Origin of the sequence: Streptococcus sp. 27098_8_70, assembly GCF_041432215.1 — a bacterium.
Classification (GTDB): domain Bacteria; phylum Bacillota; class Bacilli; order Lactobacillales; family Streptococcaceae; genus Streptococcus; species Streptococcus oralis_CP.
Genome location: NZ_JAPVZD010000001.1, coordinates 615,545 through 633,656 on the forward strand (window position 1 = coordinate 615,545; position 18,112 = coordinate 633,656).

Sequence of the window (18,112 nt, forward strand, 5' to 3'; positions counted from 1 at the left end):
GAAAGTAAACGATTCCATTTTTACTAGTAAAGATGGAGAGGCCTAATCGGTCCTCTCCATCTCTTCAACTCATTTATCGATGTGATTTTTTATCATCGACCAAGCTATACCAATAGGATAGCATTAGACGCACAAACTAATCCTCTTTTCGTTTTGCAGTTAATAGGGCTGCTGACAAGGCCAAGCTAACACCTGCCAAGAAAATGGCTGTTTCAGATTCTCCCTCACCTGTTTCTGGTAATCTATTTTGCTCTTCTTTTACTACTGAAACATTTGGTTTTATAGTCTGGTCATGAGCTAATAGCTCTACTGGATAATCTGGTTTTTCAAGAACAGGCGCTTCCTCATTTCCTACCGTGGCTAGAACACCATGATACTCTGGAAGTTTATGTTCTAGAGCCATTACAGCATTAACGCCACCCTTAAATTCAGGTTTCTCAACGCTTGGTGCCGCTTGATCTCCTACAGTAGCAAGAGTTCCTGTGTATTCTGGAACTTCGTTTACTGCTGCTTCTACAAAGTTAGCACCTCCTTTGAATTCTGGAACTTCATTGACTGGAGCTGGCTCCTCGCCTTTACTACTTGAAATAGATGCTTTCACTCCTACTTCAACAATGCGATCCTGAGCCTTTCTTTCTTCAGAATGAACAAGACTTCTAGTAGTACCCAAGACTTGAATATAGTCAACTTTTTCTCCATCTTGTCCTTCAGAAACGATACGACGTTGACCTTGAGCAAGTTCAGGGTTTTCACGAATAACTTCTTTAAACGGAAGCGGAGTCTTTTCAATTTCCAAACTTGGAGTTTCTGCTACTAAGTTCTTAACGCCTTCTGTTGGTGTTGTTTGGAAGGTAGACTTAAAGTGTAAACGATATTCTTTCACCAGATTTCCATCTTTGGAAACAAGACGAACCAGTGTTGGAAGATTGGCATTTCCAGAATCCACAACTGTAACAACTCCATGTCCACTAGTTGTTGCAGTGACTTTTGGTTTTGAACCCATTGTTGTTAGAGTGTAATCTGTCACATTTGGATCAAAGTTTTCCAATGCTTTTCCGTCGATCGAAATAGTCGCTGATGGTGTTTCCACTTCTGATCCCTTGCCTGCAGAGTAGGCTGTAAATTCTACAAGTGCAAGACCATTGGTGGTAGCCTTACGAGTCATGCGCGCACGAATAGCTGTCGTTTGAACCGGTTCAAAGTTAAACTCGATTAGTTTACCAGCTACTAATTCTCCAGAAGCTTTGTAAGAAATTGGTGCCCAATTTTCTGCCTTGTTAAATGGATGATCGGCATTTTCTTCGTAACGAGAAATCGTACTTGGTTCTGTAAAAGCAGGACCAATATATCTTTCTAGAACCATTTTCTCTGGAGCATCTGTGCCACTATCTTTAAAGAACTGAATGGCTACTTTCCCAATAGATTGAGAAGCAATTTTTCCATCCTTCTTAAAGAGTAATCCAACAGAAGTTTCTTGATTTTTCGGAGTACGAGACCAGTTTGTCCAACGTCCATCTTCATTGTATTTTCCATCATTGATATAGAAAATTCGATCATTTGAAGCTGCTTGAGTATCGTTCGTTGTCGAAGCAAAGGCTTTAGAATCAGTTTCATTGTTGCTTGGATTTTCTGAAATGACTTGATTGCCTTTAGCAACAACTGTCACCTGCATTTTAGTCGTTAGATTTGTACCAATGACATGACCGGTAACTTCAAATGTTCCCTCATGCTCTGTCGCATGTTCAGGAATAGCATCCCACTTCACTGCAAGTTTATCTGTAGTCCAATTAGTTGAAGTTGGATAATAAACACTTACTTCTGAAGGAAGTTGAAGATTGTCTCCAACATTCAAGATTTTAGCACTGTTTTCTGCCGCAAGAGGTTGACTAGTTTCTCTCTCATCATTGCGGAAAATTCGATATTCTTTCAACACCGTACCATCTTCTGCTTTCAAGATGAGACGTGTTGCACCTTTTGGACTTGTTGCAGGAACAACTGTTACCAAACCATTATTGCTAGCTGTTGCTGTGATTTCTTTGCTAGATTGAGGAATATAGTAATCTGTCTTAGATGGATTAAAATGTTCAAGATCCTTGCCATCTACCTTGATAGAAATCTCTGAACTTGTTTCACTTAAGACCTTGTTTCCAAGCACAGTTAGCTCTGTCAGACCAACACCTGATGTTCCATCTGCTTTCTTCATACGAATACGAACAGCGTAGGTTTCGACCTTGTCAAATGTGAAGTGATTTGTTTGAGTTGCAGACAGCTGACTTGGAGCATGTAAGTTTTCAACTGCTTTCCAATTGTCTGGATTATTAAATGGATGATTGCTATCTCGTTGCGCATGACTGACATCACTTGGTAAATCTGGAATTTCTTTACCTACATAATATTCAACTACATATTCTTTTGGAAGACCAATTGCTCCATCAGTATAGAAATCAACCGACAAATTGTTGACAAAACGCTTCGTCAAGTCTCCTGAATTACCAAATAAGATAGAAGCCCAGTCGTTATCAGTATTTGTTCTCCAAGTAGTCCATCTATTTTTAGCATCTGATGGCGTTCTTGATACAGTCAAATCGTTCAAGGTGTTGGCTGTGTCATCTCCTCCTGTATTGGATACAATGGCAGCTGGTAATTGTGAACCTGTCCATTGTTTAGAGATATTATTTCCAGCAACCACTTGACTAGACACTCGAACATGAGCTTTAGTTGTCAGATTGCTACCTACTAAACGACCATTGATTTCATAGACCCCTTCAGTTTGACTAAAGTTGGCTGGAACCTGATCCCAAACAACATCTTTATAGATAGTTGTTCCGTTAGAATGGTAAGCCCGAACATTAGCTGGCAATTGAACCGTCTCACCCTTAGGTACTGTGAGACTGATTTCCTCTGCAACTTGCAATCCTTCAACCGTTACAGTCGCTTGAGCTTCAATATCTGTGCCTTCCACATGTCCTTTAAGCGTAAAGCTATGATAGTGCCCCAACTCTTTTTCATCTACCTTATCCCAAGCTACAGATACTTTGCGTGGCAAGCCCTTATCAAATTCTGCTCCAACTTCTTTAGGTAGATTCGGTTGCTGATTGATATCTGTAGAAACAGACACAGGATGAAGTTTCACAATCTTCTTGCTGACTTTATTTTCTTTAATCACCACTTCAGTGGTTACAGATTCTGTTTTCTCTGTTTGATTATCGATTCGAGGTGTCAAAGTCACTCTTCCCTTAGTATAGAGGAATATATTCTGACCATTCACCTCAAGATGTCCCCCATCAGATGATTTAGCTTCTAAGTGAATATCTGAAGCCGAAAACTCTGTTTGTGAACCATCCTCATAACGACCAATGACGTGGTAAGTTAATACTTGATCTTCAGTGGCAGTTTCTTTTCCTTCTACAACCACTTCCAAACGTTTCAAAGCGGGAGCTTCCTTCACAAACTGAATTAAGTAAGTTTGAACCAAGTCACCCTTTTGGTCACTCAAGAAGACAGAAGCCTGATAACCATTATCAGCAGAAGCTTGCTGAACAGTTACTTGATATCCGGTAGTCTGAGCTCCAACACTTGGAATAGTTGCAGTGTAAGGAAGGGATACACGGTAATAGGTCTTGCCAGACTCAAAATTCTCAAGAGCTTTATCCCCAACAGTAAGTCCTGTAATGCTACTTGTTGTTTCCTTACTACTTGCGATAAAGGTTGCAGTCACTTCACGGTCGTCATCTACCAATTTACCAGTAGCCTCCGTACGTCCACCTTCCTTGTTCAAAGCAGCAGGGTCTTTCAAGGTCCAAGAAACAACATCAGTATCAATCAAGCTACCATCTGTCAGAACAGCTGTGACCGTTTTATCCAAATCAGCCGCATTCGTTCCAACTGGGACTGTAGCAACTTTTGGTAACCATCTATCTAAAGCAATCACTTTAACAAGTGCCTCAGCTTTAGTTTCCAAACCTTCTACACGTCCTGATACTTTTTTCTCACCTGCGCTTGTAAGCAAGTCAGATGGCATTTCCCAAGTTACAGTCTTTTCCTCAACACTACCGTCACTATAAATAGCTGTTACTGTTTGAGGTAATTCAGGATTTGTCGTCACATCAGTTGTTGCTTTTACAGGAGCAAAGGCTACAAAGTGACGATTTTCTTTCTTACCAGACACCGTTGCGACCGTTGCGCTATCAGATGTCAAACCAGCAGAATCTGCAAAAAGAGTAAATTTACCTTCTTTTTCTGTTGATTTTACAATGACAACCCCTTTACCATTGAAAGCACGTCTTTGCCATGTTCCATCTGCTTGAGCTTTGTAGCGTTCACGACTAGCTTGTTCTCCATTATCCACACCAACGATTTGTCCCTGACCATGAAGATTGAAATGAACAAGATTGTTAGCTGTAGGAACCACATTACCATCGCCATCAACAATTTCATAATGGATGTAGGATAGGTCCTTTCCATCTGCAGTGATAACATGCTCTTCTTTAGTCAGACGAACTCTTGCTGGCTCCCCAGCAGTTGTCACACTATCACGCGCAATTTCGTTGCCATTTTCATCTCGAGCAATCGCAGTCAGTGTGCCTGGTTGGTATTTCACAAGCCACTCAAGATACAATTCACTTGGTTTAGCTCCCTCATGATATGGACGTCCATCTTCTGTCCTTTTCTTAGTAAATTCCTTTTTACCAAGCGACTCTCCATTTAAGAACAATTCGACGCTTGCAGCATTTGAGAAGGTACGAACCGGAACCTTTCCATCAATCAGCATCTTGCGATCCTTAAGGGTCTCTTCAGTCCAGTTCCAATGTGGTAAAATGCGAACAGTTGGCTTTTCTTTAGCACTATACCATTCACTACGGTAAAGGTAGAAATCATTCTTTGGTAAACCAGCTGTATCAATAATACCAAAGTAAGAGCTCTTGACAGGTGTACTATCTTGGTTATGCCATGGAGTCGGTTCTCCAATATAGTCAATTCCTGTCCAGATAAATTGTCCAGCATAGCCAGCACGATCACGGTCAAAAGTCCATGATTCAGTAGCTGTTCTTCCCCATCCAACACGGTCATTACCATAGTCAGATTGTTCATAGTGACGATTTGGACGATTGTCATGTCCAAGGATTTGAGCAGGGTTATAATAAGAATCACGCGTCCTAGTAGCTGAAGAGGTTTCAGAACCATAAATGAGCCAGTCTGGATGCGCTCTACGAACAGCATCATAATTACGTTCACCATAGTTCATACCGACAGCATCCATAATTTCTGCGAGTTTCAAGAAATCACCTGTCGCTGCACGACTAAATTTGTTTTCCCCCATGGTTACATAACGCTCAGTATCAATCGCTTTGATAACTGCCTTCAATCGTTTAGCAGTTTCGATAGAACGAGGACTACCATTTGCCTCCTCTACCTCATTTCCAAGAGACCACATGACGATAGACGGATTGTTCTTATCACGTTCTACCATTGTTCTGAGATCAAAATCAGACCACTTCTCACCCTTCTTAGCCTCCGGATGAGTTGCATCTTGATCAAAGAACCGTCCATAGTCGTAAGTCTTCTTGCCACCATACCAAGTATCAAAAGCTTCCTCTTGAACCAAAAGACCTAAACTAGCTGCAGCATCAAGCAACTGAGGACTCGCTGGATTGTGGGTTGTTCGAATAGAGTTAACCCCCATATCTTTCAAGAGTTTTAATTTACGATAGGTAGCCTTATAATTCTCTTCTGCCCCCAAGGCTCCATTGTCATGGTGAATACTGACTCCGTGGAATTTCATGCGTTCACCATTCAGAGAGAAACCTTCCTTAGCAGTCCAATTGAAATAACGGTAACCAAATGTATCTTCTGTTACATCAACTAGTTGACCTTCTTTATAAACCTTTGTTTTCAACACATACAGTTGAGGATGATAACTTTTTGTCGTCCAAAGAGTTGGTTTATTAACTAGGATTGTTTGTCTGAAATCTGCAGTTTCATTTTCTGCTAAATTCTTCGTTTCAGAGCGGACTAATTCTGAAACAACCTTACCTTCCTTAGTAAAAATTTGTTGTTCCACAAAGACTTTAGCAGCCTTCTTATCCGTATTTTTAATCTTACTTTGAACCTGTGTTTCAACATTCCCTTCTTTTTGCTCAGCAAGTTTTGGAGTAGTGATATGATTACCATTTTCGGCAACATGGACTTTATCACGATAACTAAGGGTTACATCACGATAAATCCCACTTCCTGAATACCAACGACTACTTGGTTGCTTATTGGTCACTTGAACAGTAATTGAATTTTCACTACCATCCTTGTTTAAAAATTCTGTAATATCATATGAAAAATGATTATAGCCACTTGGATAATGTCCGACAAATTTACCATTTACATAGACCTTTGAATCCATGTAAACCCCATCAAAATTGATACGAACATCCTTATTCTTGTCTGCTTCGTCTAATATGAAAGTCTTACGATACCAAGCTGTTCCACCATTTAACTGCCCACCTTCATTACGAGCGGGAGACTTGTGATCAAAGTCAAAATAAATACTCCAATCATGAGGAAGATTCAATTTAGACCAATCATGAACATCCACATCTTTTTTTGAAAAATCTCCTTGGGCATTTAGTTTAAAATACCAATCTTTATTAAAATCTTGTTTTCGTTCCGATAATAGCTGTTTTTCCTTTTCAACTTCGGCTTTGTTTGACTCTCTAGACAGCACTTGCGATTTTTCAGAAGAAGGTTTAATCTCTGTGTCTGCTTTCACTTGGTCCTTTTCAGAAGTTTTTTTAGAATCCTTTTTCACTTCTGTTCCAGCTGTTACTGCAGATTCAACAGGCTTTGGATTTGCCTCTTCAGATTTCTGTTTGTTATCAGCCTTGTTTCCTTCTTCTACTTTATTTGGAGTTTCCCCTTTAGGACTAACCAATTCACGACTACTCTCGTTAGTAGGTGTAGTAGGTTCTGTATCCTTAGTCACTTTGTCTTCTGCCGATTCAGCTTTTGGTTTTACAAACTCACGCCCACCATTCTCATCAGCCTTTGCAATAGCAGCTACCACATCATCGGGAAGCTTATCTAAAGGTTGAGCTTGATGAACAGTTGTTTCTTCTGTTTTAGCATTGGATGAATCCACCTCCTCAGCTTGTACAGCAGAAATACCAAATATACTAGCCCCAATCATTACAGATGCCGCACCTATTGCAAATTTACGAATGCTATAATGACAACGTTTATCAAAAAGTCTTTTGTTCATTAAAATCCTCATTTCTTTTTCTTGATACAAAGTAAGCGCTTACTTTATTTTAAAAAATAACCTCCTTCTGAATACACAAACATGTACCAAGTTTTATAATATATTTTATATATTAAATATATCAAAAAGCACCTTAAATTGCAATTATTTTCCATTAATTTAACCCAATAAAATGATATATAAGAAGGGGGCATTTAAAAGGAATAGTTGCAATGAAAATAGCTTTCGGTTCTAGACTCTTTCTACTACAAATTGAATTCCATTAATATCTTTTTAAAACTTCAAATTTATAGTTTATAGACTGCATTACTCTACATAAAAAGAAGGCGAACCTCCTTCTACACTATTTTCCCTTAAATTCCGCAAAGGTCTGTAAGATTTTAGCTGCCACTGCTGGAGAAGGAGCTCCTTTTAGCTCTAACGTGTCATCTGCATATGGAGTAAGGCCGGCAAAATCTCCTATCTGGACAGAATAGAGAGACGTTTTAAATAGTTCAATATCGTTTTGGTCATTTCCAAAAGCGATGAAGTTCTCCCCACATAATTTTTCAACAGTTGTCGCCTTATGAGTATCCAAGGGATTAACATAAAGGCACTTTTCATGCGCATGATAGGAGAGATGAGCCTGCCCCAGTCTTTCTAACTGACCAAGTAGATCATCAAGCAACTCCTCATGGTCACCCATATAAACGACTACCTTAATCGGAGTCCCTAAGTCCTCAAGTTTCTGATGACGAGCCACCTTTAGGGGATCCACACTGGAGAAAAATGGAATCTTCTCTACAATCTGACCACTATAGTCAAAGCAATCATCTACAAAGAAAGGGAGATTATAAGTCTGGCAATAATCCACTAGCGCCTGATAAACTCTAGCATCGAGATTCCTTTCAAAGATACCCTTCCCCAAATGATAGGCTACACCGCCATTCAACCCTATGACCAAGCGCTGACTGAGTTCAGGGCCTAATAAACCCAAACAATCCCGATAAGAGCGAGCTGAGGCAAACACAACCTCATGCCCATAATCTTCAGCCTTTAAAAGAACCTGCTGAATCTCCTCATCTATGGTCATGTAGTCAAAAGATAGCGTTCCATCCAGGTCAAATACGAATTTCATTTTCCTAGTCCTTGTTTAGTGTTCGAAGCGCTGCCTGATAGGTTTGCTCCATTAGCATAGTAATAGTCATAGGACCAACTCCACCAGGTACAGGAGTGATGTGACTAGCAAGTGGTGCAACAGCATCATAATCAACATCTCCACAAAGCTTGCCATTTTCATCTCGGTTCATCCCAACGTCAATGACAACCGCTCCTGGTTTGACAAAGTCAGCAGTCACAAACTTAGCGCGACCGATTGCAACCACAAGAATATCCGCCTTAGCAGCAACCTTGGCAAGATGATGGGTGCGTGAGTGAGTCAAAGTCACAGTCGCATTCTTGGCTAAAAGAAGCTGAGCCATCGGTTTTCCAACAATATTTGAACGACCGATGACAACCGCATTTTTACCTTCTAGATCAATCCCATATTCATGAAACATCTCCATAATTCCTGCAGGTGTTGAAGGAATCATAACTGGATGACCAGACCAGAGGCGACCCATGTTTAGGGGATGGAAACCATCCACGTCTTTTTCGGGGTCAATAGCTAATAAAACTGCCTCTTCGTCAATATGTTTTGGCAAAGGTAATTGAACCAAAATCCCATGCCAAGCTGGATCTTGATTGTATTTGGCAATCAAGTCTAACAATTCCGCTTGGGTAATGGTCTCTGGAACTCGCACTACTTCACTACGGAATCCTGCAGCAAGAGCTGAACGTTCCTTGTTGCGAACGTAGACTTGACTGGCAGGATTGTCCCCAACCAAAATTACTACCAACCCTGGAACTAGACCTGTTTCTTCTTTTAGTTTGGCAGTCTTTTCAGCCAACTGTCCTTGTAACTTAGCTGCAAGAGCCTTCCCATCAATAATCTGTGCCATATCTCTTCTCTTTTCTATCAAATATCCTCTATTATATCAAAAAATACCTTGCCATTCTAACATTTCTTGCCTAATGGACCTTATAGTCTGAAACTATAAGAAAAAGCCCTTATCGAGCTTTTATGCCTATTTATACTAGGTAAATCTGTCATGCTTTCTTTTTGATTTTTGGAGCCGGTAAGACTTCATACATCTCCTTGATTAATCTCATTAGAAATGATTTATCTTCAATGTCTTCTATCAAAATCATCTCCTTAGCTCCTTCATAAGGACGTTCAAACCTAGTCTGTCCCAGTTGATCCATGACCAGCTTCACAGGCTTCAGTAACAAACGATTATCATAGATTCCCCCAATAATCTTCCCACGATAATAAAGGATATACTCTCCCATCATTGGACGATAACTCATCTCCTCTAGCTCTGATAGCTGTTCGAGAATAAAATTTAAATATTCTTTACTGGAAGCCATGATGCCTACTCCATTTCTTCTAAAAATGAGGTATTACAAAACCTTACTCAAAAATTCCTTGGTCCGTTGTTCTTTTGTTTGATCGAAAATCTCCTCTGGTGTTCCATCTTCGACAACAACTCCATCCGCCATAAAGATAACACGGTCTGCTACCTCACGCGCAAAGCCCATTTCATGAGTCACAATCACCATGGTCATCCCTGACTTGGCAAGGTCTTGCATAACAGCTAGAACTTCTCCAACCATCTCAGGGTCTAGGGCTGAAGTCGGCTCATCAAAGAGCAAAACATCTGGCTCCATTGCCAGTCCACGTGCGATAGCAATCCGTTGTTGCTGACCACCTGACAAACTCTGTGGATAGGTCGTTGCCTTATCTGGCAAGCCAACTTTTTCTAACAGTTCCTGTGCTCTTTTCTTCGCAACTTCCTTGCTTTCACCTTTGGTTTTAATTGGTGACAAAGTGATATTTTCCATCACTGTCATATTGGGAAAGAGGTTGAATTGTTGGAATACCATACCCATCTTTTCACGCATGGTAAAAAGGTCATTTTTCTTATCCGTAATATCGACTCCTTCAAAGATAACCTTACCTTTACTTGCTTCTTCAAGGAGATTCATCGAACGAAGGAGAGTTGATTTCCCGCTACCTGACGGACCGATAATGACCACAACTTCTCCACGTTTAATCTCAAGATTGATGCCTTTTAAAACTTCATTTTTCCCAAAAGACTTATGTAATTCTTCAATTTTAATCAAGGTTTCTGTCATTATTTCTTGTCTCCTTGTCCAATATGTTTTTCAAATGCTTTCAACGCTACTGTCAAAACAGAGGTCATAATCAAGTAGTAAAAGGCTGCAAATAAAAGTGGAGTCAATGGTAAATAAGTTGTTGTTGCTACTGTCGTTGCACCATTCCACAACTCCATCACCCCAATCGCCGACAAGAGGGAACTATCCTTGATAATGGTGATAAATTCATTTCCTAGAGCTGGAAGAATATTTTTGATAGCTTGTGGCAAAATGACATAACGCATGGCATTTTTCGGACGAATACCAAGAGAGTAAGCAGCCTCTAACTGCCCTTTAGGAACCGCATTGATCCCCGCACGAACAGTTTCTGAAACGTAAGCTCCACTATTCATAGAAATAATCAGAATACCAGGAATCAAACGAGAAAGATCAACTCCTAAAATTCCCACTTGGATAGTCGGAGCATTGATATGCATAAGAGCAAAGGCAATCATAATCTGAACCATCATCGGAGTACCACGGAAGATCCAAACATACACATTCGCAAACCAAACGAGCGGTTTAAAGCGTGATCGCTGAGCAAAGGCCAGTAACACACCTATAATGGTCCCTAAGCAGACAACAAGGATGGAAATCAATACGGTAATCAGAGCACCATAGTTAAAATATGGTAAATACTTTGGTAAAAAAGAAAAATTCATATTCAATCAACTTTCTATGTATTAGATTGTATGATTATAACATGAATTGAATTAAAATTCAATCCTTTTTCCCTAATTTTAACAATTAACTTGATAGAATGGAGAAATAGAGAGAAATCACAGTTTTTTTCTAGTCAACTACCTCTTGTTTATGGTAAAATAGAAACGATAAGAAATGGAGGAGAATCAAAATGGAATCACATTTGGTTAGAATCATTAACCGCCTAGAAGCAATGACAAAAGATGGTGGAAATCTAAAACGTAATTTTGAACGTGAAGGTGTTGTTGTCGCAGAAGTTGCATACAGCCACGACGAAGAAAATGGATCACTCTTCACCCTTCGCGATGTAGAAGCTCGTGAAACTTATACCTTTGATAGCATTGATTTGATTGCAATGGAGATCTACGAACTCCTTTACTAATATAAAAACAACGGGCAGTAAGGCCCGATAAATGAGAATCCTTTTTGTCACCACAAATGGGATTTTTTCTTACCTTCAATGTCGCTGGATTCTCCATGAATCCCTCTTTTAAAAACGACCACTTCCCAATCTTTTTACTTGCTTTACACCTTAATCATGCTATAATGAGAGTATAAAACTTTGACTATTCTTGACCTTTTTCTTAGACCAAGAATAAGAATGAAATGAGGTAGATGTATGCTCTGTCAAAACTGTAAAATAAACGACTCAACAATTCATCTGTATACCAATATCAATGGACAGCAAAAGCAAATTGATCTCTGTCAAAATTGCTATAAAATTATCAAAACAGATCCAAATAATACCCTCTTTAAAGGAATGACTGACTTAAACAATCATGACTTTGATCCTTTCGGCGACTTTTTCAATGATTTGAACAATTTCAAACCTTCTTCTAATAACGTCCCTCCAACTCAATCTGGTGGGGGATATGGAGGAAACGGTGGTTATGGACCTCAAAACCGTGGCCCACTTCAAACACCTCCTAGCCAAGAAAAAGGACTCCTAGAGGAATATGGTATCAATATTACTGAGATTGCTCGTCGGGGAGATATTGACCCTGTTATCGGTCGAGATGAGGAGATTATCCGTGTTATCGAAATCCTCAACCGTCGAACCAAGAACAATCCTGTCCTTATCGGAGAACCAGGTGTTGGTAAAACAGCTGTTGTGGAAGGTCTAGCTCAGAAGATTGTCGATGGCGATGTCCCCCATAAACTCCAAGGCAAGCAGGTCATCCGTCTGGATGTGGTCAGTCTAGTCCAAGGAACAGGGATTCGAGGCCAATTTGAAGAACGTATGCAAAAACTCATGGAAGAAATTCGCAAACGCGAGGACATCATCCTCTTTATCGATGAAATCCATGAAATTGTTGGTGCAGGATCTGCTGGCGATGGCAATATGGATGCAGGAAATATCCTCAAACCAGCCCTTGCCCGTGGTGAATTGCAAATGGTCGGAGCCACTACTCTCAATGAATACCGCATCATTGAAAAAGATGCCGCCCTAGAGCGACGTATGCAACCTGTCAAGGTAGATGAACCAACTGTCGAAGAAACCATTACCATCCTCAAAGGGGTTCAAAAGAAATACGAAGACTACCATCACGTCAAGTATACTGATGCGGCTATAGAAGCTGCTGCAAATCTATCCAATCGCTATATCCAAGACCGCTTCTTGCCAGACAAGGCTATTGACCTGTTGGATGAAGCTGGTTCTAAGATGAATCTGACACTGAACTTTGTTGATCCTAAAGTGATTGATCAGCGCTTGATTGAGGCTGAAAATCTCAAGGCTCAAGCTACACGAGAGGAAGATTTTGAAAAGGCTGCTTATTTCCGCGATCAGATTGCCAAGTACAAGGAAATGCAGAAAAACAAGGTGACCGATCAGGATACTCCAATCATCAGCGAGAAAACAATCGAACATATCATTGAGCAGAAAACCAATATCCCTGTTGGAGAACTCAAAGAAAAAGAACAGTCTCAGCTTATCCATCTAGCAGACGACCTCAAGGCCCATGTTATAGGTCAAGATGAAGCTGTCGATAAGATTGCCAAAGCCATCCGTCGTAATCGTGTTGGACTTGGAACTCCTAACCGGCCAATCGGAAGCTTCCTCTTTGTCGGACCAACTGGTGTCGGTAAGACAGAACTCTCTAAACAACTAGCCATTGAGCTCTTTGGCTCTGCTGACAGCATGATTCGCTTTGATATGAGTGAATACATGGAAAAACACAGTGTGGCTAAATTAGTCGGTGCCCCTCCAGGTTATGTTGGCTATGATGAAGCTGGTCAGTTAACGGAAAAAGTTCGTCGCAATCCTTACTCACTCATCCTTCTCGATGAGGTCGAGAAAGCCCACCCAGATGTCATGCACATGTTCCTTCAAGTCTTGGACGATGGTCGTTTGACTGATGGGCAAGGACGCACAGTTAGCTTTAAGGATGCTATCATTATCATGACCTCAAATGCGGGTACTGGTAAGGCCGAAGCCAGCGTTGGTTTTGGAGCTGCTCGTGAAGGACGTACCAACTCTGTTCTCGGTGAACTCGGTAACTTCTTTAGTCCAGAGTTTATGAACCGTTTTGACGGCATCATCGAATTTAAACCTCTCAGCAAGGACAACCTTCTCCAAATCGTCGAACTCATGCTAGCGGATGTCAATAAACGCCTCTCTAGCAACAATATCCACCTCGATGTGACAGACAAGGTCAAGGAAAAGTTGGTTGACTTAGGTTATGATCCAAAAATGGGGGCACGCCCACTCCGCCGTACCATTCAAGACCATATCGAGGATGCCATAACAGACTTCTACCTTGAAAATCCAAGTGAAAAAGACCTCAAGGCAGTTATGACAAGCAATGGCAATATTCAAATCAAATCTGCCAAAAAAACTGAGAAAACAGAAGAGATTGCTTCTGAAATAGAAGAATAAATCTATATAACAAGTGCAGAAAGTCTATCATTTTCTGCACCTTTTTTACTAAAATAAATGTAAAACCTTGACAGCTTGCCCCTCGTCCATTATGATAATAATAAAGACACTAGAGAATGAGGAAAAAGCAATGGCAAACCCAACTTATGGTGATAAAAAAGAGAATGTGACCTACCAGCCCCGCTATGGTGTGTACGCAGTTATTCCGGATGCGGAGAAAAAACAAATTGTCTTAGTTCAAGCTCCCAATGGTGCTTGGTTCTTGCCAGGTGGAGAGATTGAAGCAGGCGAAGATCATCAAGAAGCACTGAAGAGAGAACTAATCGAAGAACTTGGCTTTACAGCTGAGATTGGAACCTATTATGGACAAGCTGATGAGTATTTCTACTCTCGCCACCGTGATACCTACTACTACAATCCAGCGTATCTCTATGAAGCTATTTCTTTCAAAGAAGCACAAAAACCATTGGAAGATTTCAATCATATTGCTTGGTTCCCTATTGATGAAGCAATTGAAAAACTCAAACGTGGTAGCCATAAATGGGGAATTGAAGCTTGGAAAATCCAGCATGGAATTGGCTAAAATACACGATTTTATCCAAAAAGTGCTATAATAGAATTAGAAAATCGGAGGAACTGTTATGAAGCTTATCAACACGACTAATTCACACTCGCAACTTGTTAAAAGCCAATTAGAAAGCACAGACGCAACTCTTGTCGAGGTCTATTCTGCTGGAAACACAGATGTAGTTTTCACGCAAGCCCCGCTTCACTATGAAATCCTCATTTCCAACAAACACCGTGCTATTCGTGAACCTGAAATCGAAACTATCCAAGACTTCTTCTTAAAACGTAAAATCGACAAAGGAAGCATTGATGAAGCCAATATCAAGACGCTTTATTCAGATAAATTGATTGAGATTTCAATCCCTATAAAATAAGAAGACCAGCCAAAAGCTGGTTTTCTTTTGCAAAAAAGATTGGCAGTGCACAGCTACCAATCTTTTAGTTTTATTTCACAGCTTCTTTTAATGCATCTACCTTATCCAAACGTTCCCATGGAAGGTCAATATCTGTACGTCCCATGTGTCCATAAGCCGCTGTTTGACGGTAAATTGGACGTTTGAGATCCAGCATTTGGATAATTCCCGCAGGGCGAAGGTCAAAGATTTGACGCGCTGCTTTTTCAAGCTTGCTTTCAGCTACTGTTCCTGTACCAAAAGTATCGATACGAACAGAAACAGGTTGCGCCACCCCGATAGCATAAGCCAATTGCACTTCTGCCTTCTTAGCAAGACCTGCTGCAACGATGTTCTTGGCAATGTAGCGAGCTGCATAAGAGGCTGAACGGTCCACTTTCGTCGCATCCTTACCAGAGAAGGCACCACCACCATGACGAGAGTAGCCACCATAGGTATCCACGATAATCTTACGACCAGTCAAACCTGAGTCCCCTTGAGGTCCACCGATTACAAAGCGACCAGTTGGATTGATGAAGAATTTGGTTTGCTCATCCAAGTAAGAAGCTGGGATCACCTCTTTGATAACCTTGTTAATCACATCATTGTGAATTTGTTCATTGCTAACTTCTGGATCGTGCTGAGTTGAAATAACGACTGTGTCCACACGTACCGGACGGTCATTTTCATCATACTCAACTGTTACTTGTGATTTGGCATCAGGACGAAGATAGCTAATTTCACCAGACTTACGAAGTTCTGCCAAACGACGAACCAACTTGTGACTAAGTGAGATTGGTAAAGGCATGAGTTCTTCTGTCTCATCCACTGCAAACCCAAACATAAGACCTTGGTCACCAGCACCAATCAAGTCCAGCGGATCTTGATCTACATTCCCACGAACCTCCAAGGCTTCGTTAACACCTTGGGCGATATCTGGTGACTGCTCAACAAGTGACGGATGAACTCCCACCGTCTCTGCAGAAAAACCATACTCTGTATTGGTATAACCAATCTCTGCAATGGTATCACGAACCACTCGGTTAATATCTACATAAGCATGTGTAGAAATTTCACCAAAAACATGGACCGAACCTGTGTATACAGCTGTCTCGGCAGCAACGTGCGCCTCAGGATCTTTAGCTAAAATAGCATCCAAAATCGCATCTGAAATTTGGTCTGCAATCTTATCCGGATGCCCCTCAGATACAGATTCAGACGTGAATAATTTACGTTCTGACATAAAAATGTCCCCCCTTAAAAAATATTGTTATAGAGTTACAAAGTACTGATAGAAATTTCTACCATCTTATCGGGACTATATAACCTTATCATTATACCACTTTTTACTTTTTTTTGCAGTATTTTCTCGAAATCGAAAAAAGAACCTTACGGCTCTTTTCTCATCATAAAAATTCGGCTTGTACTCCATAATACAGAAGATTATACCTATGCTAATCTGCATACTTTGTTTACAAACTACCTATTTTTTTATCACAATGTTCTTACAAACAATCTTCCAGTTAGGCTTACTGTTCCTTAGACTTTCTATTGCTTACAGTTAAGCCAAGTCCAGCCATTAGGAGGCCAAGTCCTACAATACCATAGTTCGCTGTATCATTACTTCCTGTATCAGGGAGTTTCGCCACTTCTTTTTTATAAGCTGTAGCTACTGGAACTGTGGTAGTTGGAGTCGCACTTCCTGTCTGAGCAACAGGTAGTGTTGTACGACGTTCTAGGTAAAATTGGTAATTATCTTTCGTTACCTTGTAATTGTGTCCTTCAGTCACAGTTTCAACAATCCATGTAGTTGCATCCTTAGTTAAAGAATCAGCCAAGTTACGATTAATATTCATTAATCGACCTTCAGATACAAAATCTTTATAGCTAATATCGGTCCCTGTCGAAGTTGCAACAATTCTTTCGATTTTTGCGGCTTTCAAAGACGCAAGAGTATTCGCCATCGTTGGAATTGAAGGATCCTCCTTCATTGGAGCATCTGTCAACAATACGACAAACTTTTTATTTTTAGGTGACTTAGACCAGTCGTAGGTTGAAACAATTTGTGTAAGAGTAGGTGTAGATGTTTCAGGGAAGTCTCCACCATGTGCAAGCTTAATGCCTGCTAAGGCTTTTTCAAGCTCAGCTGGGTCAGAGGTAAAATAAGATTCATTAAATTTTGTTAAAATTGTACCCTCATCTGCTAATCCACCTATACGTCCATATACTTCATCACTAAAGGTAGCTAATCCAAAACGTGCTGCTACTCCATCTTTAGCAAGATTTCTTGCAAACTCATTGATATTGTTACGGACAGTGTCAATAGTTCGAGACATAGATGCTGAACGGTCAACAACAAAAACGATATCGGCAGAGTTAGATTTTGAAATCGTTCTTGTCGCTTTCTTGATTTCGACTGTAGTTGTTTTATCAACACGTTCATATTGGGTATAAGAATTTCCATCTTCATCTTTCCCACTCACTGTACTCTCAGTTGTTTCAGTCTTTGGAGCAGGAAGTTCTTCACTTTTTACAGGTGCCACTTCTGTCTTTGTGACTTCAACTGTTGCAGTTTCTTCATGAATCTTTTGATCACCTTCTTGGCGTTCTTTCACGTCAATAGGTGAAACCTTCTTAGAAACATCAACAAGTTCTCCAGGTTTTGCATCTGATTGGTTAACGACTGGTTTCGCCTCATCAGCTTTAATTTCTGCTACAGCAGCTTCGACTGCCGATTTATTTGCTTCGGTTTTCTTTACTGTTTCAGCTGAAGTAGATGCCGGTTGTGTTGTTTCATCTGCAGACACTTGTCCGACCTGAGCAAAAGCAAACAAAATTGCTACAGAAGCCAACCCAACTTTCATTTTACGGAATGAAAAACGTTGTTGTTTCATAAATGATTTATCCATAGAAGTCCCCTTTTCTTTTCACGGATCAAATGATATAATCCGATTGTTTTATAGTATGATAACACAATTTTGTATAGTTTTCAATTTTTTTCCTTATGATTTCAATAAAATATTGCTCTAAAAAAGGTTTTAAAGCAATTACTGTTTTATAAATCAAATTATTTAAAATATATAATTA

General features: G+C 40.3%; 12 protein-coding genes. 4 read left to right on the forward strand and 8 right to left on the reverse strand.

Translation table 11 applies throughout. The features are described 5' to 3' along the window. Window positions 1-136 precede the first annotated feature (136 nt). From O3655_RS02970 to O3655_RS02995, 6 genes are all read right to left on the reverse strand, one after another. Window positions 137-7,249 (reverse strand): SIALI-17 repeat-containing surface protein, encoded by a 7,113-nt coding sequence (locus O3655_RS02970; protein WP_308697432.1) that lies wholly within the window; start codon window positions 7,247-7,249, stop codon window positions 137-139. 343 nt (window positions 7,250-7,592) lie between these two features. Further along, window positions 7,593-8,366, reverse strand: coding sequence for an HAD hydrolase family protein (locus O3655_RS02975; RefSeq protein WP_308697433.1), 774 nt, complete (start codon window positions 8,364-8,366; stop codon window positions 7,593-7,595). Between the two features lie 4 nt (window positions 8,367-8,370). Beyond that, a complete protein-coding gene (locus O3655_RS02980) occupies window positions 8,371-9,228 on the reverse strand; it encodes a bifunctional methylenetetrahydrofolate dehydrogenase/methenyltetrahydrofolate cyclohydrolase (protein ID WP_000057225.1) in 858 nt (285 codons plus the stop codon). Window positions 9,229-9,376: 148 nt separating this feature from the next. Next, entirely contained in the window at window positions 9,377-9,697 is a 321-nt protein-coding gene (locus O3655_RS02985; protein ID WP_308697434.1) for a TfoX/Sxy family protein, read from the reverse strand. Between the two features lie 33 nt (window positions 9,698-9,730). Next, window positions 9,731-10,465, reverse strand: a complete 735-nt coding sequence (locus O3655_RS02990; RefSeq protein WP_000140928.1) for an amino acid ABC transporter ATP-binding protein — start codon at window positions 10,463-10,465, stop codon at window positions 9,731-9,733. Then, the gene (locus tag O3655_RS02995) at window positions 10,465-11,148 is read right to left on the reverse strand and encodes an amino acid ABC transporter permease (protein WP_001011622.1); all 684 of its coding nucleotides are present in this window, start codon (window positions 11,146-11,148) and stop codon (window positions 10,465-10,467) included. Before O3655_RS02995 ends, O3655_RS02990 begins: the two co-directional genes overlap by 1 nt. Before the next feature lie 191 nt (window positions 11,149-11,339). On the opposite strand from O3655_RS02995, the gene O3655_RS03000 reads away from it, so the two are divergent. The 4 genes from O3655_RS03000 to O3655_RS03015 all read left to right on the forward strand — a co-directional run bounded on the left by O3655_RS03000 (window position 11,340) and on the right by O3655_RS03015 (window position 15,007). Beyond that, window positions 11,340-11,570 (forward strand): DUF1797 family protein, encoded by a 231-nt coding sequence (locus O3655_RS03000; RefSeq protein ID WP_000443577.1) that lies wholly within the window; start codon window positions 11,340-11,342, stop codon window positions 11,568-11,570. A gap of 237 nt (window positions 11,571-11,807) precedes the next feature. Next, window positions 11,808-14,066 (forward strand): ATP-dependent Clp protease ATP-binding subunit, encoded by a 2,259-nt coding sequence (locus tag O3655_RS03005; protein ID WP_049500096.1) that lies wholly within the window; start codon window positions 11,808-11,810, stop codon window positions 14,064-14,066. 130 nt (window positions 14,067-14,196) lie between these two features. Beyond that, a complete protein-coding gene (locus O3655_RS03010) occupies window positions 14,197-14,649 on the forward strand; it encodes an NUDIX hydrolase (RefSeq protein WP_049478869.1) in 453 nt (150 codons plus the stop codon). 58 nt (window positions 14,650-14,707) lie between these two features. Then, on the forward strand, window positions 14,708-15,007 hold the full coding sequence (locus O3655_RS03015) for a DUF1827 family protein (protein ID WP_000767205.1): 300 nt from the start codon (window positions 14,708-14,710) through the stop codon (window positions 15,005-15,007). Between the two features lie 70 nt (window positions 15,008-15,077). Here O3655_RS03015 and metK read toward each other — a convergent pair whose 3' ends face one another. Both metK and O3655_RS03025 read right to left on the reverse strand, forming a co-directional pair. Beyond that, window positions 15,078-16,268, reverse strand: coding sequence for a methionine adenosyltransferase (metK, locus tag O3655_RS03020; RefSeq protein ID WP_049478868.1), 1,191 nt, complete (start codon window positions 16,266-16,268; stop codon window positions 15,078-15,080). Between the two features lie 286 nt (window positions 16,269-16,554). Next, window positions 16,555-17,934 (reverse strand): VWA domain-containing protein, encoded by a 1,380-nt coding sequence (locus O3655_RS03025; protein ID WP_000361432.1) that lies wholly within the window; start codon window positions 17,932-17,934, stop codon window positions 16,555-16,557. Between the last annotated feature and the right edge of the window lie 178 nt (window positions 17,935-18,112).